The sequence below is a fragment of the Caulobacter sp. SL161 genome, from assembly GCF_026672375.1.
GTDB lineage: Bacteria > Pseudomonadota > Alphaproteobacteria > Caulobacterales > Caulobacteraceae > Caulobacter.
In genome coordinates this window covers 3,011,124-3,027,242 of the sequence record NZ_JAPPRA010000001.1, presented here as the reverse complement: position 1 = coordinate 3,027,242, position 16,119 = coordinate 3,011,124, and the positions used below count along the sequence as shown (strand labels likewise).

General features: G+C 65.0%; 15 protein-coding genes. 12 read left to right on the top strand and 3 right to left on the bottom strand.

Translation table 11 applies throughout. From position 1 onward, the window contains the following. Positions 1–4 precede the first annotated feature (4 nt). Positions 5–2,320, top strand: coding sequence for a glucan 1,4-alpha-glucosidase (locus OVA11_RS14885; protein WP_268068080.1), 2,316 nt, complete (start codon positions 5–7; stop codon positions 2,318–2,320). Positions 2,321–2,444: 124 nt separating this feature from the next. After that, on the top strand, positions 2,445–4,790 hold the full coding sequence (locus OVA11_RS14880; RefSeq protein ID WP_268068079.1) for a methyl-accepting chemotaxis protein: 2,346 nt from the start codon (positions 2,445–2,447) through the stop codon (positions 4,788–4,790). On the opposite strand, the gene OVA11_RS14875 is transcribed toward OVA11_RS14880, so the two are convergent. After that, positions 4,787–5,116 carry a hypothetical protein gene (locus OVA11_RS14875; protein WP_010920141.1) on the bottom strand — a complete coding sequence of 110 codons (330 nt, stop codon included), beginning with the start codon at positions 5,114–5,116 and terminating at the stop codon, positions 4,787–4,789. The genes OVA11_RS14880 and OVA11_RS14875 overlap by 4 nt on opposite strands. Before the next feature lie 193 nt (positions 5,117–5,309). Here OVA11_RS14875 and OVA11_RS14870 point away from each other — a divergent pair, with 193 nt between their 5' ends. From OVA11_RS14870 to OVA11_RS14825, 10 genes are all read left to right on the top strand, one after another. Further along, on the top strand, positions 5,310–5,804 hold the full coding sequence (locus tag OVA11_RS14870) for a GAF domain-containing protein (protein ID WP_012640456.1): 495 nt from the start codon (positions 5,310–5,312) through the stop codon (positions 5,802–5,804). 94 nt (positions 5,805–5,898) lie between these two features. Further along, positions 5,899–7,050 carry a GNAT family N-acetyltransferase gene (locus OVA11_RS14865; protein ID WP_268068078.1) on the top strand — a complete coding sequence of 384 codons (1,152 nt, stop codon included), beginning with the start codon at positions 5,899–5,901 and terminating at the stop codon, positions 7,048–7,050. Further along, complete coding sequence (locus tag OVA11_RS14860) at positions 7,050–7,970, top strand: glycosyltransferase family 2 protein (protein ID WP_268068077.1); 921 nt, start codon at positions 7,050–7,052, stop codon at positions 7,968–7,970. The genes OVA11_RS14865 and OVA11_RS14860 overlap by 1 nt, the downstream gene beginning before the upstream one ends. Continuing rightward, a complete protein-coding gene (locus OVA11_RS14855) occupies positions 7,856–8,890 on the top strand; it encodes a hypothetical protein (protein WP_268068076.1) in 1,035 nt (344 codons plus the stop codon). Before OVA11_RS14860 ends, OVA11_RS14855 begins: the two co-directional genes overlap by 115 nt. A 39-nt stretch (positions 8,891–8,929) precedes the next feature. After that, on the top strand, positions 8,930–9,454 hold the full coding sequence (locus tag OVA11_RS14850; RefSeq protein WP_268068075.1) for a flavin reductase family protein: 525 nt from the start codon (positions 8,930–8,932) through the stop codon (positions 9,452–9,454). Positions 9,455–9,529: 75 nt separating this feature from the next. Next, complete coding sequence (locus OVA11_RS14845; protein WP_268068074.1) at positions 9,530–11,026, top strand: CoA-acylating methylmalonate-semialdehyde dehydrogenase; 1,497 nt, start codon at positions 9,530–9,532, stop codon at positions 11,024–11,026. Between the two features lie 147 nt (positions 11,027–11,173). Further along, entirely contained in the window at positions 11,174–12,142 is a 969-nt protein-coding gene (locus tag OVA11_RS14840) for a M15 family metallopeptidase (RefSeq protein ID WP_268068073.1), read from the top strand. A gap of 190 nt (positions 12,143–12,332) precedes the next feature. Then, positions 12,333–13,382, top strand: coding sequence for a hypothetical protein (locus tag OVA11_RS14835; RefSeq protein ID WP_268068072.1), 1,050 nt, complete (start codon positions 12,333–12,335; stop codon positions 13,380–13,382). Between the two features lie 2 nt (positions 13,383–13,384). Next, a complete protein-coding gene (locus tag OVA11_RS14830; RefSeq protein ID WP_268068071.1) occupies positions 13,385–13,873 on the top strand; it encodes a hypothetical protein in 489 nt (162 codons plus the stop codon). Beyond that, on the top strand, positions 13,863–14,279 hold the full coding sequence (locus tag OVA11_RS14825; protein ID WP_268068070.1) for a hypothetical protein: 417 nt from the start codon (positions 13,863–13,865) through the stop codon (positions 14,277–14,279). The genes OVA11_RS14830 and OVA11_RS14825 overlap by 11 nt, the downstream gene beginning before the upstream one ends. A 363-nt stretch (positions 14,280–14,642) precedes the next feature. On the opposite strand, the gene OVA11_RS14820 is transcribed toward OVA11_RS14825, so the two are convergent. Further along, positions 14,643–15,368, bottom strand: a complete 726-nt coding sequence (locus tag OVA11_RS14820; protein WP_268068069.1) for an endonuclease III domain-containing protein — start codon at positions 15,366–15,368, stop codon at positions 14,643–14,645. Between the two features lie 80 nt (positions 15,369–15,448). Continuing rightward, positions 15,449–16,012: an NUDIX hydrolase gene (locus OVA11_RS14815; protein ID WP_268068990.1), complete on the bottom strand. Its 564-nt coding sequence runs from the start codon at positions 16,010–16,012 to the stop codon at positions 15,449–15,451. Positions 16,013–16,119: the final 107 nt, after the last annotated feature.

The following is a 16,119-nucleotide window of genomic DNA, read 5'->3' as shown; positions in this document are numbered from 1 at the left end:
CCCCATGACGACCCTGAAAGCTCTCGCCCTGGCTTCGGCCGCGACCCTGATCGCCACCGCCGCCCAGGCCGCGCCCACCACCTGGGCCTATTCCGCCAAGACCGGCGTGGGCGCGTCCTACGAGGCCTATGTCGACGGCGCCTACAAGGCCGGTGGCAAGACCGGGGCGGTGTCGAAGGTCTGGTTCTCGATCGCCGACGGCGTCCTCACCGAGACGATGTACGGCCTGATCCATGAGGCCCAGATCAAGCAGATGCGGGTGGCCGTCGAGACCGCGACCGGCGTCGCCGTCGAGGGCGCCGACACGACCTCCAAGACCGAATACCTGCATGTCGACGCCGCCGGACGGCCGCTGTCGCCCGCCTACAAGATCACCACCACCGACCGCCAAGGCCGCTTCGTCATCGAAAAGCGGATCTTCACCGATCCCGATCGCAATGCGCTGTTCGTGCGCTTGACGGTGACGGCCCTGAAGGGCGCGGTGACGCCGACCCTGCTGCTGGAGCCGCACATGGCCAACACCGGCGGCGGCGACATCGGCGCGGCCTCGACCTCGGCGCTGACGGCAAGCGAGGGCAAGGCGTTCCTCAGCCTCAAGGCCAGCAAGCCGTTCGCCAAGGCCTCGGCCAGTGTGCTCAAGGACGGCGACGCCCTGGCCGCGTTGAAGGCGACCACCGGCTCGGCCGAGGGCGCGATCGTCCTGGCGGGGCAACTGCCCAAGGTCGCCAAGTCCGAGACCTTTGACGTCGTGATCGGTTTCGGCCCTGACGCCAAGACCGCCGACCAGGCCGCCGCCGCCACGCTGAAGACCGGCTACGCCGAGGTGCTGGCGCGCTACAACGGCGAGGGCGCGCATGTGGGCTGGGAGGACTATCTGGCCTCGCTCAACGCACTGCCGCGTCTGCGCGAAGCGTCGGAAGACGGCGGCAAGCTTCTCCAGGCCAGCGCCCTGATGCTGAAGGTGCAGGAGGACCGCACCCATGCCGGCGCGCTGATCGCCTCGCTGTCCAATCCCTGGGGCGACACGGTCGACGCCACCAAGTCCTCGACCGGCTACAAGGCCGTCTGGCCGCGCGACTTCTATCAGTGCGCCATGGCGCTGGCGGCTCTGGGCGACAAGGAGACGCCGTTGGCGGCCTTCCACTATCTGCCCACGGTTCAGGTCGGGCCCAAGACGCCGGGCAACAAGGGCGACGGCGGCTGGTTCCTGCAGAAGTCGCATGTCGACGGCACGCCCGAGTGGGTCGGCGTCCAGCTCGACCAGACGGCCATGCCGATCATGCTGGGCTGGAAGCTCTGGAAGCTGGGCTGGCTGCCGGACGCCGAGCTGAAGGCGTTCTACGGCCAGATGCTGAAGCCGGCGGCCGATTTCCTGGTCAAGGGCGGCAAGGTCAATCTGGACTGGAACACCGCGACCATCACCCCGCCCTTCACCCAGCAGGAGCGCTGGGAGGAGCAGGGCGGCCACTCGCCCTCGACGACCGCCGCCGTGATCGCGGGCCTGGTGGTCGCCGGAGACATCGCCGACGCCGCCGGCGACGCCGGCTCGGCCGAGCTCTATCGCAAGACCGCCGACGACTACGCCGGCCAGCTCGAGGCCCGGATGGTCACGACGAAGGGGACCTTCGGCGACGGCCACTACTATCTGCGTCTCAACAGCGACCAGGACCCGAACAACAAGAGCCCGGTCGAGGCGCGCAACGGCCAGGCCCCGGTGGCCGAGGACAAGATGCTGGACGCGGGCTTCCTGGAGTTGGTGCGCTATGGCGTGCGCCGGGCCGATGATCCGGCGATCCTGGCCAGCCTTCCGGAGATTGATGACGAGGCTCTCGAAGACCTCTACCGCGTTCGCTACAGCTTCACGTTCACGGGCGTGGAGGGCAGCTTCCCCGGCTGGCGCCGCTACGGTGTCGACGGCTACGGCGAGGACACCAAGACCGGCGCGAACTACGGCGCCGACAACCAGATGCGTTCCGGTCAAAGGGGCCGGGTGTGGCCGATCTTCACTGGCGAGCGTGGACACTACGAGCTGGCCTTGGCGGGCCTCTCGGGCAAGCCCGATCCTGCCGCCCTGACGAAGATCCGCCAGACCTACGTCAAGGCGATGGAGTTGTTCGCCAACGACGGGCTGATGATCCCAGAGCAGGTCTGGGACGGCGTCGGGGCGCAGAGCGCTCATGGCTATATCCGGGGCGAAGGGACCGATTCGGCCACGCCCCTGGCCTGGAGCCACGCTGAGTACGTTAAGCTGCTGCGGTCGGTCAGCGACGGGCAGGTCTGGGACAACTATGCGCCCGTGAAGGCGCGGTACGCGCGCTAGAGGGACCAAAAAGGTGCGCGACAATGTCGCGGTCGCGCATTCCTGAAACGTGGTTAACGGGCCTTTAGGCATTAGGCCGTGAACTTGGGCGTAATCGCCTAGCTCACGGCCGGAGGCCTTTGTTATGAAAGCGTTCCGTCGACTGACCATCGCCTGGAAACTGGTCCTCGTGGCGGGTCTTGCGATCGGACTCCTGCTTGTCGCCGCGGCTGTGGCGGTGTCGTCTCACACCAGCGCGATCGTTTCACAGCTCACCAATCAGTACGCCGGGGCGGTGGCGGACGAGGCGATCGAGCAGGTGACGGCCGACATCAACGCAGCCGCAGCGGCCGCCAAGGCCATGCAGGGGTCGATCTCAGCCGCGCATGAGGCCGGGCTGACCGAACGCGACAAGTTCATGGCGCTGGTCAAGCCGAACGCCATGGCCACCAAGAGCGTCATGGGCGCCTGGCTGATGGCCGAGCCCAATGGGCTGGACGGCAAGGACGCCGATCACATCGGCGACGCGGCGACCGCGTCCAACAAGGATGGTCGCTTCTCGGTCTACTGGGTCAACGACGCTGGCCAGCCCACACTGGAGCTGCAATCCGACGGCTCGGATTTCGCCGAAGACTATTACAACGACACGGCCAAGAGCGGTGAGCCGCGCCTGACCGAGCCCTATTTCGACAGCATCGCCGGCAAGCAGGTGGCGATGACCTCGGTGGCCTATCCGGTCAAGTCGGGCGGGCGCATGATCGGCGTGGCTGGCCTTGACATGTCGCTGGACAATCTGTCGACGGTGCTGGGGCAGATGCATCCCCTCGACGGCGGACGGGTGATGCTGCTGTCGTCGGCGGGGCAGTGGGTGGCGCACCCTGATCCCGAACAACGGATGAAGCCTTACGCAGACACCGGCGCCGACGCCGTGCGGGGCGTCTTGGCCGGCGGCGCCGCTGTCGAGGTCAAGGGCGTCGCCGATGGCGATACGCCGATGATCCGTATTGTCCGCCCGATTGCGATTCCCGAACTGAACGCCCGCTGGGCGCTGGTGATGGATGTCCCGGTGGCGGCGATCACAGGTCCCGCAGATCGCTTGGCCAAGATCCTGTTCGCCGGCGGCGTGCTGATCACCCTGGCGGTTCTGGCGGCCTTGTTCCTGGCCAGCGCAACCCTCGTGAAGACCCCGCTGACCGGTCTGACACGGTCCGTCGATAAGTTGAGCGCCGGTCGCTATGACGAGGCCGTGCCCGGCGTTGACGGGGGCGATGAGATCGGCGCGATCGCGCGGGCGCTCGATGGTTTCCGCCACGATCTGGCCGACGGCCAGCGCCGGCGCGCCGAGCAGGAGGCCGAGCGGGCCGCCGCCGAAATCGAACGACAAAGGCACGCCGAGGAAGCGGAAGCCTTCGCCCAGGCGCAGGCCCGATCTGTCGCCAAGCTCGGCGAAGGCATGGAGCGCCTGGCCGATGGCGACCTCATCTGGCGTATGCGCGAGGAGGAGTTCCAAGGCGATGCGGTGAAGATGCCGCGTGACTTCAACGCTGCGGTCGAGAGCCTTCAGGCCACCATGGCGGGCATCCTTACCGCCGCGCGCAGCATCAAGAGCGGTTGCGCCGAGATCAGCATCGCCGCTGACGATCTGGCCCAGCGCACCGAGCGCCAGGCCGCCGGCCTGGAGCAGACCGCCGCCGCGCTCGACCAGATCACGGCCACCGTGCGCCGCAGTTCAGAAGGCGCCGAACGTGCGCGACAAGTCACCATGACGGCCAAGGCCGCCGCCGAGCGGAGCGGTGCGGTGGTCGAGGAGGCGGTTGAGGCGATGGGCGGTATCGAGCGGTCTTCGCAGTCGATCACCCAGATCATCGGCGTCATCGACGAGATTGCCTTCCAGACCAACCTTCTGGCCCTGAACGCCGGCGTCGAGGCGGCGCGCGCGGGCGAGGCTGGTCGTGGTTTCGCGGTGGTCGCCCAGGAAGTGCGCGCCCTGGCGCAGCGCTCGGCGGACGCCGCCAAGGAGATCAAGGGCCTGATCAGCGCCTCGACCCAGCAGGTCGGCAAGGGCGTGAAACTGGTCGGCGAGACCGGCGAGACCTTGCGCGAAATCCTGGTCCAGGTGGCCGAGATCAACGAACTGGTCGGCGAGATCGCCGCTTCGTCCAAGGAGCAGGCCGTTGGTCTGGCCGAGGTAAACCAGGCGGTGAACCAGATGGACCAGGTCACCCAGCAGAACGCCGCCATGGTCGAGCAATCTACGGCCGCCAGCCATGCGCTGTCGAACGAGGCTGCTCAGCTGGAACGTCTGATCGCTCGCTTCCAGGTCGGCGCGGAAGTCCACGAGCTGCAGACGCGCTCCGAACGTCCAGCCATCTCCACGTCGCGTCCGGCCACCGCTCCGACGCGCGAGAGCTTCCGGCAGCGCTACGTGCAGGGCGCCAACGCCCTGAAGGTCGCCCCCAGCTCCCGTCCCGGGGAATGGGAGGAGTTCTAGGCCTGACCGCTCTCAGCCGTGCGCAGGGCGAAACGGAGCTCTGACAGAGCGATACCGTTCTGGGCCTTTTCGGCTTCGCGAACGCTGACCAGGAGCTCATTCATGCCATTGGCGACGGCCCAGTCCCAATGGGCGTGACCGGGGGTCGCCACACGGCTGATGTCGGCGGCCGATTCAAGGTGCAGAACCGTGCGTCCACCGTCCGCGTCACGGCGGCAGAAAGCAAAGGCGCCTTCCCGCCGCACGAACCGGCCATCGTGGTGATAGAGGCTCACGAAGCGCACGTCCGGTTCGCCAAAAGCGCTCGATCCGTCGGCCATGCTCAATCCCCTCTACGCGCCCGGCGGTCGTCCGGGTCACCTTGCGTTGGTCACCGTCGCGGGATTCGCGGCGCGGGCGGAAGGGCGCCTCTTCGACGATCCACAGGGACGTGGACCGGGGCTTGGGGGCAGGCGCCACGCCCTGAGGAATTCTGCGCCGCCCTCTGACATATCGCGAAGGCCACGCTATATCCGCGCCATGGCCGAAGCGTTCAACGACATCACCCTCTCCGCCGACAAGGCCACCCGCTACGCCGAGGTGGCCGACGAGATCGCGTCCGTTCTGGATGGCGAGCCGAACCTGACCGCTCGCATGGCCACCGTGGCTTCGATGCTGGCCAACAGCTTCGACAGCTATTTCTGGGCAGGCTTTTACGTGGTCGATCCCACCAAAGAGCGCGAGCTGGTGGTCGGGCCGTATCAGGGCACACTGGGCTGCCTGCGGATCGCCTTTGGTCGCGGTGTTTGCGGCGCGGCGGCGGCGACAGGCCAGACCCAACTGGTGCCGGACGTGCATGCCTTTCCCGGACACATCGCCTGCGATGGTCGTTCTCAGAGCGAGATCGTTGTCCCGGTGTTCGACCCGGACGGCAGGCTGATCGCGGTGTTTGATGTCGACTCCGACAAGCCTGCGGCCTTTGACGAGATCGACCAGGCGTGGCTGGAGAAGATTCTGAAGGCGACCTTCGGCTGATACCCATTTTGCGTTGATGGGCCCCGGAATGGCCTGTCGATTGCAGCCGGCGATCCATCTTTCCCTAACCCGCGTCGGAGTAGGACAGCTGGACATGCTGGACGTCGAGACTATCCATCCGAGCTTTCTGAGCCCCGCCGACGCGGCGCTGTGGCGCAGCCTTGCCGCTTCGGCGGAGGGCTTTGGCAATCCGCTTCTGGGGCATGAGTTCGCACAAGCCGTTGGAAAGGTTCGCGAAGACGCTCGTGTCGCGGTGATCCGTCGCGGCGGCGAAACCGTGGGTTTCCTGCCGTTCCACCGGCGGCCGGGGGGGCGGGCGCGTCCGATCGGCGCGCCGCTCTCCGACTATCATGGCCTTGTCTCGCGTCCCGATGCGGGACTGCGGATCAGCGACGTCCTGCGCGCCGCCGAGGTCAGCGTGTTCCGCTATTCGGGTCTGATCGATCCCCACGCCGTGTTTCCGACCTCGCCCGAGACCGATCGCATGGCCTATCTGATCGACCTGACCGGGACGACCGTCGAGGCCTATCTGGAGGCCGTTCGGGCCGAGAGCCCGAAGAAGATCAAGAACTACCGCCGCCTCGACAACAAGCTGGACCGGGAGGTCGGTGCGGTGCGTCTGGTGGCGAGCGACGTCTCGCGCGACGCTTTCAATCTGCTGATCGACTGGAAGCGCGAACAGCTTGCCCGAACGGGCGCCAATGATTTCCTGCGCGCCGACTGGACCCGCGAGCTGTTGGCGGACCTGTTCACGACGCGGAGCGGCGCGATGCAGGGGTTGATGATCAACCTCTATGCCGGCGATACCCTGGTGGGTGGGCACTTTGGCATCCGACAAGGCGCGACCTATCACCCCTGGATCGCCTCGACGAACCCCGAGATGGCCGCCTGGTCTCCGGGGCAGATCTTCTTCCTGCGGGCCATCGCGGCCATGCCGGGAATGGGGCTGACGCGCTATGATCTTGGTCCCGGCCATGATCACTACAAGCGGGCCTATGGCCTGCGCACCGTTCAGATCGGCGAGGGCGCGGCGACCGCCGCCAATGTGGCCGGGCGCGTCGCGCATTCCATGGAGAGCGTCTGGAATCTGGCGGGCGCCCACGGCGCGGGCCCTGTCGGTCAACTGCGTCGCCGCATGGACGCCATCGCCAGCACCGAGCTGACGATGACGGGCCGCGTCCGTGGCTTTGTCGAAGCCGTGGCGGCGCGGGCGCAGCGCGGGCGCGGAGAGCATGCGGAGGCCTGATGGCGCGTGTCACGGTCATGATCCCGACCCAGCGGCGTCCGGACGGCCTGGCCGTCGCGGCGCGCTCGGTGTTTGGCCAGGTCGGCGTCGACTTCGCCGAGCTGGAGCTGGTGATCGTCGACAACGACCAGGTTCCCTCGGCCAAGCCGGTGGTGGACGCCCTGGGCAAGGGCGCACCCTGTCCGGTCATCTATGTCAATGAGAAGCGCCCCGGCGTCGCCTTCGCGCGCAACGCCGGCATGGCGCGCGCCTCGGGCGACCTCATCGCCTTTCTGGACGACGACGAAGAAGCGCCCAGCGGCTGGCTGGCGGCGCTGCTGGCCGCCCAGGACCGCTACGACGCCGACGTCGTTTTCGGGCCGGTCAAGGCCCGCGCGCCGGACCATATCGACCAGCACCGAGACTATCTGGAGCGCTTCTTCTCGCGCATCGGCCCCGCTGAAGCGGGCGTCATCGACTATCATTATGGCTGCGGCGACAGCCTGATCCGTCGTTCGGCGCTGCCCGATCCGGTCGCCCCCTTTGCGGTCGAGCGCAACTTCATCGGCGGCGAGGACGACCTGCTGTTCGGCCACATGGGCGCGGCGGGCAAGCGCTTCGCCTGGGAGCCGGCGGCCTGGGTCTGGGAAGACCCGGTCCCGTCGCGGCTGAACCTCGGCTACACGATCCAGCGCGCCTTCGCCTACGGCCAGGGGCCCTCGGCCCACTGCGCCGCCGCCGTGCCGCGCGATAGTCTGGGCGTCGCCCGCTGGATGGTCATCGGTCTGGGCCAGGCCGCCGTCTTTGGTCTCGTCGCCGCCGTGAAATGGGCCTTCCGCGCCAAGGACCGCGCCGAGTGGCTGGACCGCGCCGCTCGAGGGCTGGGCAAGACCTTCTGGTGGGGCCCCTTCAAGATCCAATTCTACGGGAGGACCGCGTGAGCGTGATCACCGACTGGACGCCGCAGAAGGCCAAGGCCTTCGGCCGCGAGAACCTGACGTTCCAGCACGCTCTGCACGAGCGTCCGATGTTCGATGATGAAGGTCTGGCGCGTCTGCTCGACCTCTATCCCCGCGACAAGCTGGGCGTCTTCACCATGGGGGGGGACCCCAAGGCCTGGACGACCTGGCGCAAGGGCTCGGCCGGCAATCTGACCGGCGACCAGCTGCTAGAGGCGGCCAAGACCGGCCGCATCTGGCTGAACCTGCGCCAGACCAACGATCATGTGCCCGAGTATGCGGCTCTGGCGGACGAGATCTTCGCCGACAAGGAGGCGAACGTTCCTGGCCTGCGCACCTTCAAGCGCGATCTGGGCATGCTGATCTCCAGCGCCAATGCGCAGGTCTTCTATCATCTCGACGTGCCGCTGGTGTCGCTGTGGCAGATCCGCGGCCAGAAGAAGGTGTGGGTCTATCCGGTGGCCGATCCCTATGTCGGCGATCTGGCGCTGGAGAAGATCGTGCTGCGCGAGACGGCCGAGCAGTTCGCCTTCGATCCCGAATGGGACAAGGGCGCGCAGGAGGTGGACCTGACGCCGGGCAAGATGGTCACCTGGCGCCAGAACGCGCCGCATCGGATCGAGAACGGCCCGATGCTGAATGTCTCGATCTCGATCGAGTTCATGACCCCGCCGGCCCTGATGCGCGCCAATGTGATCTACGCCAACGGCGTGCTGCGGCGGCGTCTCGGCGCCAATCCGCGTATCCAGGAGGGCTTTGGACCGACCGCGCTCGGCAAGTTGGCCGTGGCGCGCGGCGCCAAGGCGCTGGGCTTGCAGACGCCGCATGTGCGTCACCTGCCGGTCACCTTTGGCCTGGATGCGGGGCGGCCGGGCGTTTTGATCGAGCCGCCACGACCCTAAAGCTTGCCCGTCGCCCTGCTTTGCCCCACTGCTTAGCCGATGAGTAAAGCGGTTACGATCGAACTGGGGGAGGGCGCCGAGCATGACGCCCGGGCCCTGCGCAACGCGTTTGGGTGCTTCACGACGGGGGTCACCGTCGTCACCACGCTGGCCCCGGACGGCCGCAGGGTGGGCCTGACCGCGAACTCGTTCACCTCGGTGTCGCTGGATCCGCCGCTGGCCCTGATCTGCGTTGACCTCAAGTCCTCCAGCCTGCCGGCGCTGGACGCGGCGCAGAAGTTCGCCGTCAACGTGTTGCACGCCGAGCACCAGGAACTGGCCCGCCAGTTCGTCCAGAAGGACACCGACCGCTTCGCCGGCCTCGAGACCGAGACCTGGCGGACCGGCGTGCCGATCCTGCCCGAATGCATGGCCAATTTCGAATGCGAGACACACCACGCCTTCGACGCGGGCGATCACCGGGTCTATGTCGGACGGGTGGTCAAGCTGCGGTATGACCCCGACCACGAGCCGCTGGTCTATCTGCAGGGGCGGTTCCGCCGCGTGCATGTCGATGCGGAGTAGCTCGGCAGGATTTCGCGCGATACGGCGTGATCCTGGGGTGCTATTGACGCGCAAAACAGCGTTAGGGAGCGCATTATGCGAGACATCGCCCATTTCGTGAACGGTCAGACCCTGGTCGGAACCTCCGGCCGCTTCGGCGACGTCTTCAATCCCAACACCGGCGAGGTCCAGGCCCGCGTCCAGTTCGCGACCGACGCCGAGCTCGACGCCGCCGTCCAGGTCGCCGCCAAGGCGCAGATCGGCTGGGCCCAGACCAATCCGCAGCGCCGCGCCCGGGTGATGTTCGAGTTCAAGCGCCTGATCGAGCGCGACATGAACACCCTGGCCGAGATCCTGTCGTCCGAGCACGGCAAGGTCATCGCCGACGCCAAGGGCGACATCCAGCGCGGCCTCGAGGTCATCGAGTTCGCCTGTGGCATCCCCCACATCCTGAAGGGCGAGTACACCGAGGGCGCGGGTCCCGGCATCGACGTCTATTCGATGCGCCAGCCGCTGGGCGTGTGCGCGGGGATCACGCCGTTCAACTTCCCGGCCATGATCCCGATGTGGATGTTCGGCATCAGCATCGCGGTGGGCAACAGCTTCATCCTCAAGCCCTCGGAGAAAGATCCGACGGTACCGGTCAAGCTGGCCGAGCTGATGATGGAGGCTGGCGCTCCCGCCGGGGTGCTGAACGTCGTCCACGGCGACAAGAGCGCCGTCGACGCCATCCTGACCCACCCGCTGATCCGCGCGGTCAGCTTCGTGGGCAGCTCCGACATCGCCCATTACGTCTACCAGACGGGAACCGCGCACGGGAAACGCGTCCAGGCCATGGGCGGCGCCAAGAACCACGGCATCGTCCTGCCCGACGCCGACATGGACCAGGTGGTCAAGGACCTGTCGGGCGCGGCCTTCGGATCGGCCGGCGAGCGCTGCATGGCCCTGCCGGTGGTGGTGCCGGTCGGCCAGAAGACCGCCGATGAACTGCGCGAGCGCATGGTCGCAGAGATCGCGTCCTTGAAGGTCGGCGTCTCCACCGATCCCGACGCCCACTACGGCCCGGTGGTCAGCGCCCAGCATCGCGACAAGATCGCCGACTACATCCGCATCGGCCAGGAAGAGGGCGCCGAGCTGGTGGTCGACGGCCGTGACTTCAGGCTGCAGGGCTTCGAGAAGGGCTTCTTCATCGGCCCGACGCTGTTTGACGGCGTCAAGAAGGGCATGAAGACCTATCACGAGGAGATCTTCGGCCCGGTGCTGCAGATCGTCCGCGCTGAGACCATGGAAGAAGCCATGGCCCTGCCGTCCGAGCACCAGTACGGCAACGGCGTCGCTATCTTCACCCGCAACGGCCGCGCCGCGCGCGAGTTCGCTTCGCAAGTGAACGTCGGCATGGTGGGCGTCAACGTGCCGATCCCGGTGCCGGTGGCCTATCACACCTTCGGCGGTTGGAAGCGCTCGGCCTTCGGCGACACCAACCAGCACGGCGTCGAGGGCGTGAAATTCTACACCAAGGTCAAGACGGTCACCGCCCGCTGGCCGGAGGGCGAGGTTGCGGATTCGAGCTTCGTCATTCCGACGATGAAGTAGCGATCACCTGTTTCATCCCGGAAGCCTCGAAGAGGCTATCCGGGAACCAGGGGCGGTGCGCACGGCGTTTCTTCACCCCCTGGGTCCCGGCTCTCCGCTACGCTGCGGCCGGGATGACACGATTAAGGGTGTGAGGGCTTGGCTGTGATGCGTGATCTTGCGCGACGATCCTTCCTGGCGCTCACCGCCGCCGGCCTGGCCGCGCCCGCCGCCTTCGCCCAGAGCCGCGCCGAGCTGGCCGCCATCGGGCAGTACGGCGACAAGGCCGCGCCCTTCACCGTCTTCGAACAGGAGGGCGTGCTCCACATCGATGGCGAGGGCTTCAAGGGCGCGCGCCTGAGCCCGCTCGGCGGGGGGCGCTACGCCATCGCGGGCGGCGGTGAGCTGATCCTGGAGACGGGCGCGGTTCGCCTGAACGGCAAGCCTCTGGCCTTTCACGACTTCGGCGCCGAGGTCGAGTCGGCGATCCGCAAGGCCGTCCGGGCCGACCCGGTCCTGCTGCGCCAGCGGGCCCTGGCGGCGACGCCGCCGGTCGAGACGGCCGACAAGCTGCCCTCGGATCTCGTGGAGGTCACCAGCCTCACGCCGGGCATTAAGCGCGATATCCGCTATGCTGGCGCGAAGAACTTCATGGGCATCCCGCTCTACGAGGCGTCGGCGGCCTATCTGCAGCGCCCGGCGGCGGAGGCGCTGGCGCGCATCCATCGCGCTCTTGCGGCGAAGGGCTATGGCCTCCTGGTCTATGACGCCTACCGGCCCTGGTACGTGACCTGGATGTTCTGGGAGGCCACGCCGCCCGAGGCCCGCGTCTTCGTCGCTGACCCGGCCCAGGGCTCGCGCCACAACCGGGGCTGCGCGGTGGACCTGACCCTCTACGACCTCAAGACCGGCCAGCCCGTCGAGATGCCCAGCCGCTACGATGAGTTCTCGACCCGCGCCTATGCCGACTTCGTCGGCGGCACGAGCCGGCAGCGCGCGCTGCGCGCCATCCTGCGCGAGGCCATGGAGGCGGACGGCTTCACCGTCTACGCCGAGGAATGGTGGCACTTCGACTATCGCGACTACCGCCGCTACCCGATCGGAACGAAGACGTTCACGGAACTGGCGGCGGGGTAGGGAGCGTTGGGAGCGTCTGGGATGGGTGGTTAGGGGGCATTGCCAGTTCATGGGCCCACCTAAGCGTCGCGTTCGCCGCCTTGGACCACCCCAAGAAACCGGTCTTCGCACAACGTAACGCTACACTCCGATTGCATCGGAAACCTGGGCGGGCAACACTCTAGCGGCGCGCTCGGATCGAGCGCCGCCAATGAATCAGGAACTGGGCGTGATCCAACTCTACGTCGTTAGCCAAGACCAGGTGATCAAAAGTGCAGTGGGACAGGGAAGTACGACCTACCGCTTTGCGCTCGACAGCCTGTTCCCGCTGATCAACAAGTTTGAGGAACAACGAAAAGTTCAGCGTCGAAAGTTCTATGAACGGCTGAAGAACGACATCCTGAAGGGGTGTCAGATGCCGCCGATCACCCTGGCGTTCGTAAATCGCGCCCACTCTAAATCTCTCGACGCCCAGGCTCTGCAGCGGTTCGTCAACGCCAATATTGGTGATGGCTATATTCTTGATGGCATGCAACGCCTTAATACATTGAAAGATGCCTCCCAGAGCGATGATTTCGTCGATACGATCACACTGCCGATGAACATCATTATTGCCGAGCGGTACGATCTTCTACTGTACCGGATGATCACCCTCAACAACGGTCAGAAGCCAATGACCGCTCGCCATCAGATCGAAATGCTGACCAAGGGGATGCTCGACACTGCCAATCTTGGCATTGAGATGTTCTCGGAGAAAGATACTGAGAACGCAAAGGCACCCGCAGGCGCGTTCAGACAGGCGGATATTGCCGAGGCCTATACTGCTTTTCTAACTGACAGCGTTCACAACCAGAATTCGAGAATAATCGAGTCGAAGCTCGACGAGATTCTCGTCGGCAAGGTCATGGATAGCGATCTGACAGAAGCGGACATATCGTTTAGAGATGTCCTAGTACTTGTCGAGAAATTCGCGGCGAGTCAGAAAAGTAAAGATTGGCTTCGCATCGGAAACAATCTGATTGGATTCACTGTCGGCGCCAAGCGTAGTCATAAATACCTATCAGATATTGGCGTCGACGACTTTGAATATCTAATAAGAATGTTTGAAGAGGCGTTTGACGCCATCAACGTTTCGAAGATTAATGTCGGAAAGATGCGACGCGAGCTATCAATGTTGTTCTTTGAGAAAGCTGAGAAATTCAGAGACTATGACGTGGAAAAGGTAACCGAGAAGTTCCACGAAGCCACCCTGGTCGAATAGCTGTGACGGTCAATCTTACGCTTAAAGAGCCGAAATTAGCGGGATATACTCCACCCAAGCCATTCGGACTCTACGACGATGGGGCCGCTCCTCATGAAATCTTGCGGCTGCTGCTCGGAAGCGTGAATGTTAAAGAGGTTTCTAGTGGCAGGCTCATTGCAATTAACAGCAATTCCTTCCGTCAAAAATCTCGCAGGATGTGCAATCCTAAGAGTATTTCAAAATTCATATTTGAAGGCGACCTAACTCTCGATGAGTACGAACACTTCATCAAGAATTTATCTTCTAAAAACGTGGATTATTTCAAGAATCTTAGGCGAGAGCTCACTCTAGCGCTAGTCGCTCAGAAGGATAGGAGGTACACAGAATCATTTCTATACATCTATAGAATTTTAGAAATGATCGCTGTCGCCTTTCCGCTACTATATGCCACCACTCAATCTGACTTTAAAAAGATCTCACGATTTCCTGAAATCGCTAATGAACAATGATCGCGATGGCGATCTCAAGGTACTGAACTCAGCAATTCCCGTGATCGCGGACCAGGCTCCGAATATATCGGGCCTTACATTTGATTTCTCCATCTCTGGATGTGAAGTCAGGTGGATCTCTGCTTTGCGGCAACAGATTGAGAAGTGCGGTATCCACCAAACTGATGGATTTGAATTCGAGCCCGATACGGACAATCTTTTCCGGGTACCTTTTAGGGCCATGCCCTCGCTTCTCGTCCAGTTCAGAAATAGAATGTTCCACTACCGAGTCGCGGAGGCCAACATTGATCTGGGCGCGATCGGCGGTTCTGAGCAGGTCTGCCGAATGCTCGTGCCGCAGGCCGCGCATTGGTTCGCGCTCGTGTATGCCGAACTACTTAGGGTGATGGCGCGGCGGCAGTTCTAGCCTGCTCGATGCTGTCGAGGAACTTTAGGTAGTTGGCCTGCTAGTTCGACCAGCGCGTCCTAACAGCTCCGATCCAGATCTTGAGGTTGGTGGGCACCGGAAACTTGACCGACAAACAGACCTTTCCGATGTCCGCATCGGGTCGTGAGCAACCTCTAACGCACCTCCAGAAACCCGACCTTCCCGGCGAACGCCGGGATCCAGATCGAAACCACGGACGATCTATCCCGTTCGCGTCGCGCAATATCGCGTCACACCCAAAACGCCCAAGATGAATCTGGGCCCCGGCGTTCGCCGGGGAGGTCGGGATACTGGGGATCACTTCAACGGTTCGAAATCCGCCATCCTCGCCTCCGTCCCCCGCTACCCCCTCGGTCGCCAAGCCAGCACATCGGCGCTGTGGCCCACCCCCGCCTTGGCGCACATCTGCTTGACCGGGCACGCCCCGCACTTGGGGGCCTCGTGCGGGCACAGCATCTGGCCCAGGCCGCGTTTCATCAGCCAGTGCAGCTCGAAGAGATCATCAGCGGTCCAGGTCGCCGGCGCCATCGCCATCAGCGCGTGATAGGTATTGGTCGTATCGCCCGCGCCCACCAGGCCGATCCGCTTGGCGACGCGGTCGACATGGGTGTCGACCACCAGGGCCCGCATCGCCAGGTCGCTGAAGTTCAAGACGCAGGCGGCCACCTTGACGCCTACGCCGGGCAGGGCCTGCAGCTCCCAGCGCGCCTGGTCGACCTCCAGGGTCTTCAGGTGGTTGAGCGAGAGCCAGCCGACCTTTTCCTCGATCATGCGCAGGGCGGTGGTCAGGCGGCGGGCCTTGTCCTCCGGAAAGGTCACGTCCTGGATGGCCATGGCGACGTGGGCGACCTTGGCGCGCGACAGGTCCTCCCAGGACTTGAACGCCGCGCGCAGGCGCAGGAACGCCGCCCACGACACCGCGTCGGCCGTGCGGCCGCTGATCGATGATTTCACAAGTTGCGAGATGGGGTCCATTCGCGCCACCGGCCGCTGCGGTCCAAACTCGCAGAGCAGGGCGTCGCGGACGCTTTCCAGCGGCGACCGGGCCAGGGCTAGGGACAGCTGCATGGAACCTCGCCGAATTAGAACATAATGAGAACATTATGCGCGCGGCGAAGACTTGTCCACAGGCCTTTTGATCAAACCGCCTAGCTTCGGTAGCGGCCCCACAGCGCCGTGACGCGGCGGCGCAGGCGCTGGAAGGCCACGCGCACGGGCGTCGGGGCCTTGGTGGGGGTGTCGTGCTCACTGGCCAGGTCCACACCGGCGAAACAGGCGATCAGGTCGCGCAACTCGGGCTCCTGAACGGCGAGCGCGGCCTCGACCGGCGTCATCCATTCCAGCGTGCGCTGACCCTGTTCCGGCCAGGTCTCGAGTTGCGCGGTGACCTCGAGCGGGAAGACGTCGACCCGGACCAGGCGCGCCTGGCCGTTCTTCAGCCGCTTCAGATAGGGGTACTCGCCAAAGGGCTTGGCGGCGATGACGCCTTTCAGGCCGGCCTCCTCATAGGCCTCCTGGGCGGCGGCCTCGGGGTCGGAGCGATCCTTCATCGGCCAGCCCTTGGGGATCACCCAGCGGCGGGTTTCACGGGAGGAGACCAGCAGGATGCGCAGGGCCTCGCCCTCGCCGCGCCAGGGCAGGGCGGCGATCTGGCGGCGCTTGCCGCTCTTGCGTCCTTCTGTCTTTTCGCCCGCTTGGCTCACGTCATTCAGAATCCGAGATAGTCCGCCACCGTCGCCATGTCTTGGCCCCGCGCCGACGCCGCCCATAGCGCCCGCGATCGGCTGAGTCGTCGAGGTCGTTACGCTAAGGCGGGACA

Excerpts from the sequence above, each read along its gene's own strand:
- OVA11_RS14835 (WP_268068072.1), top strand. The coding sequence starts at position 12,333 with ATGAATCAGGAACTGGGCGTGATCCAACTCTACGTCGTTAGCCAAGAC.
- OVA11_RS14855 (WP_268068076.1), top strand. The coding sequence starts at position 7,856 with ATGGGCCTTCCGCGCCAAGGACCGCGCCGAGTGGCTGGACCGCGCCGC.
- OVA11_RS14820 (WP_268068069.1), bottom strand. The coding sequence starts at position 15,368 with ATGCAGCTGTCCCTAGCCCTGGCCCGGTCGCCGCTGGAAAGCGTCCGC.
- OVA11_RS14870 (WP_012640456.1), top strand. The coding sequence starts at position 5,310 with ATGGCCGAAGCGTTCAACGACATCACCCTCTCCGCCGACAAGGCCACC.
- OVA11_RS14860 (WP_268068077.1), top strand. The coding sequence starts at position 7,050 with ATGGCGCGTGTCACGGTCATGATCCCGACCCAGCGGCGTCCGGACGGC.
- OVA11_RS14865 (WP_268068078.1), top strand. The coding sequence starts at position 5,899 with ATGCTGGACGTCGAGACTATCCATCCGAGCTTTCTGAGCCCCGCCGAC.
- OVA11_RS14850 (WP_268068075.1), top strand. The coding sequence starts at position 8,930 with ATGAGTAAAGCGGTTACGATCGAACTGGGGGAGGGCGCCGAGCATGAC.
- OVA11_RS14885 (WP_268068080.1), top strand. The coding sequence starts at position 5 with ATGACGACCCTGAAAGCTCTCGCCCTGGCTTCGGCCGCGACCCTGATC.
- OVA11_RS14880 (WP_268068079.1), top strand. The coding sequence starts at position 2,445 with ATGAAAGCGTTCCGTCGACTGACCATCGCCTGGAAACTGGTCCTCGTG.
- OVA11_RS14845 (WP_268068074.1), top strand. The coding sequence starts at position 9,530 with ATGCGAGACATCGCCCATTTCGTGAACGGTCAGACCCTGGTCGGAACC.
- OVA11_RS14825 (WP_268068070.1), top strand. The coding sequence starts at position 13,863 with ATGAACAATGATCGCGATGGCGATCTCAAGGTACTGAACTCAGCAATT.
- OVA11_RS14840 (WP_268068073.1), top strand. The coding sequence starts at position 11,174 with ATGCGTGATCTTGCGCGACGATCCTTCCTGGCGCTCACCGCCGCCGGC.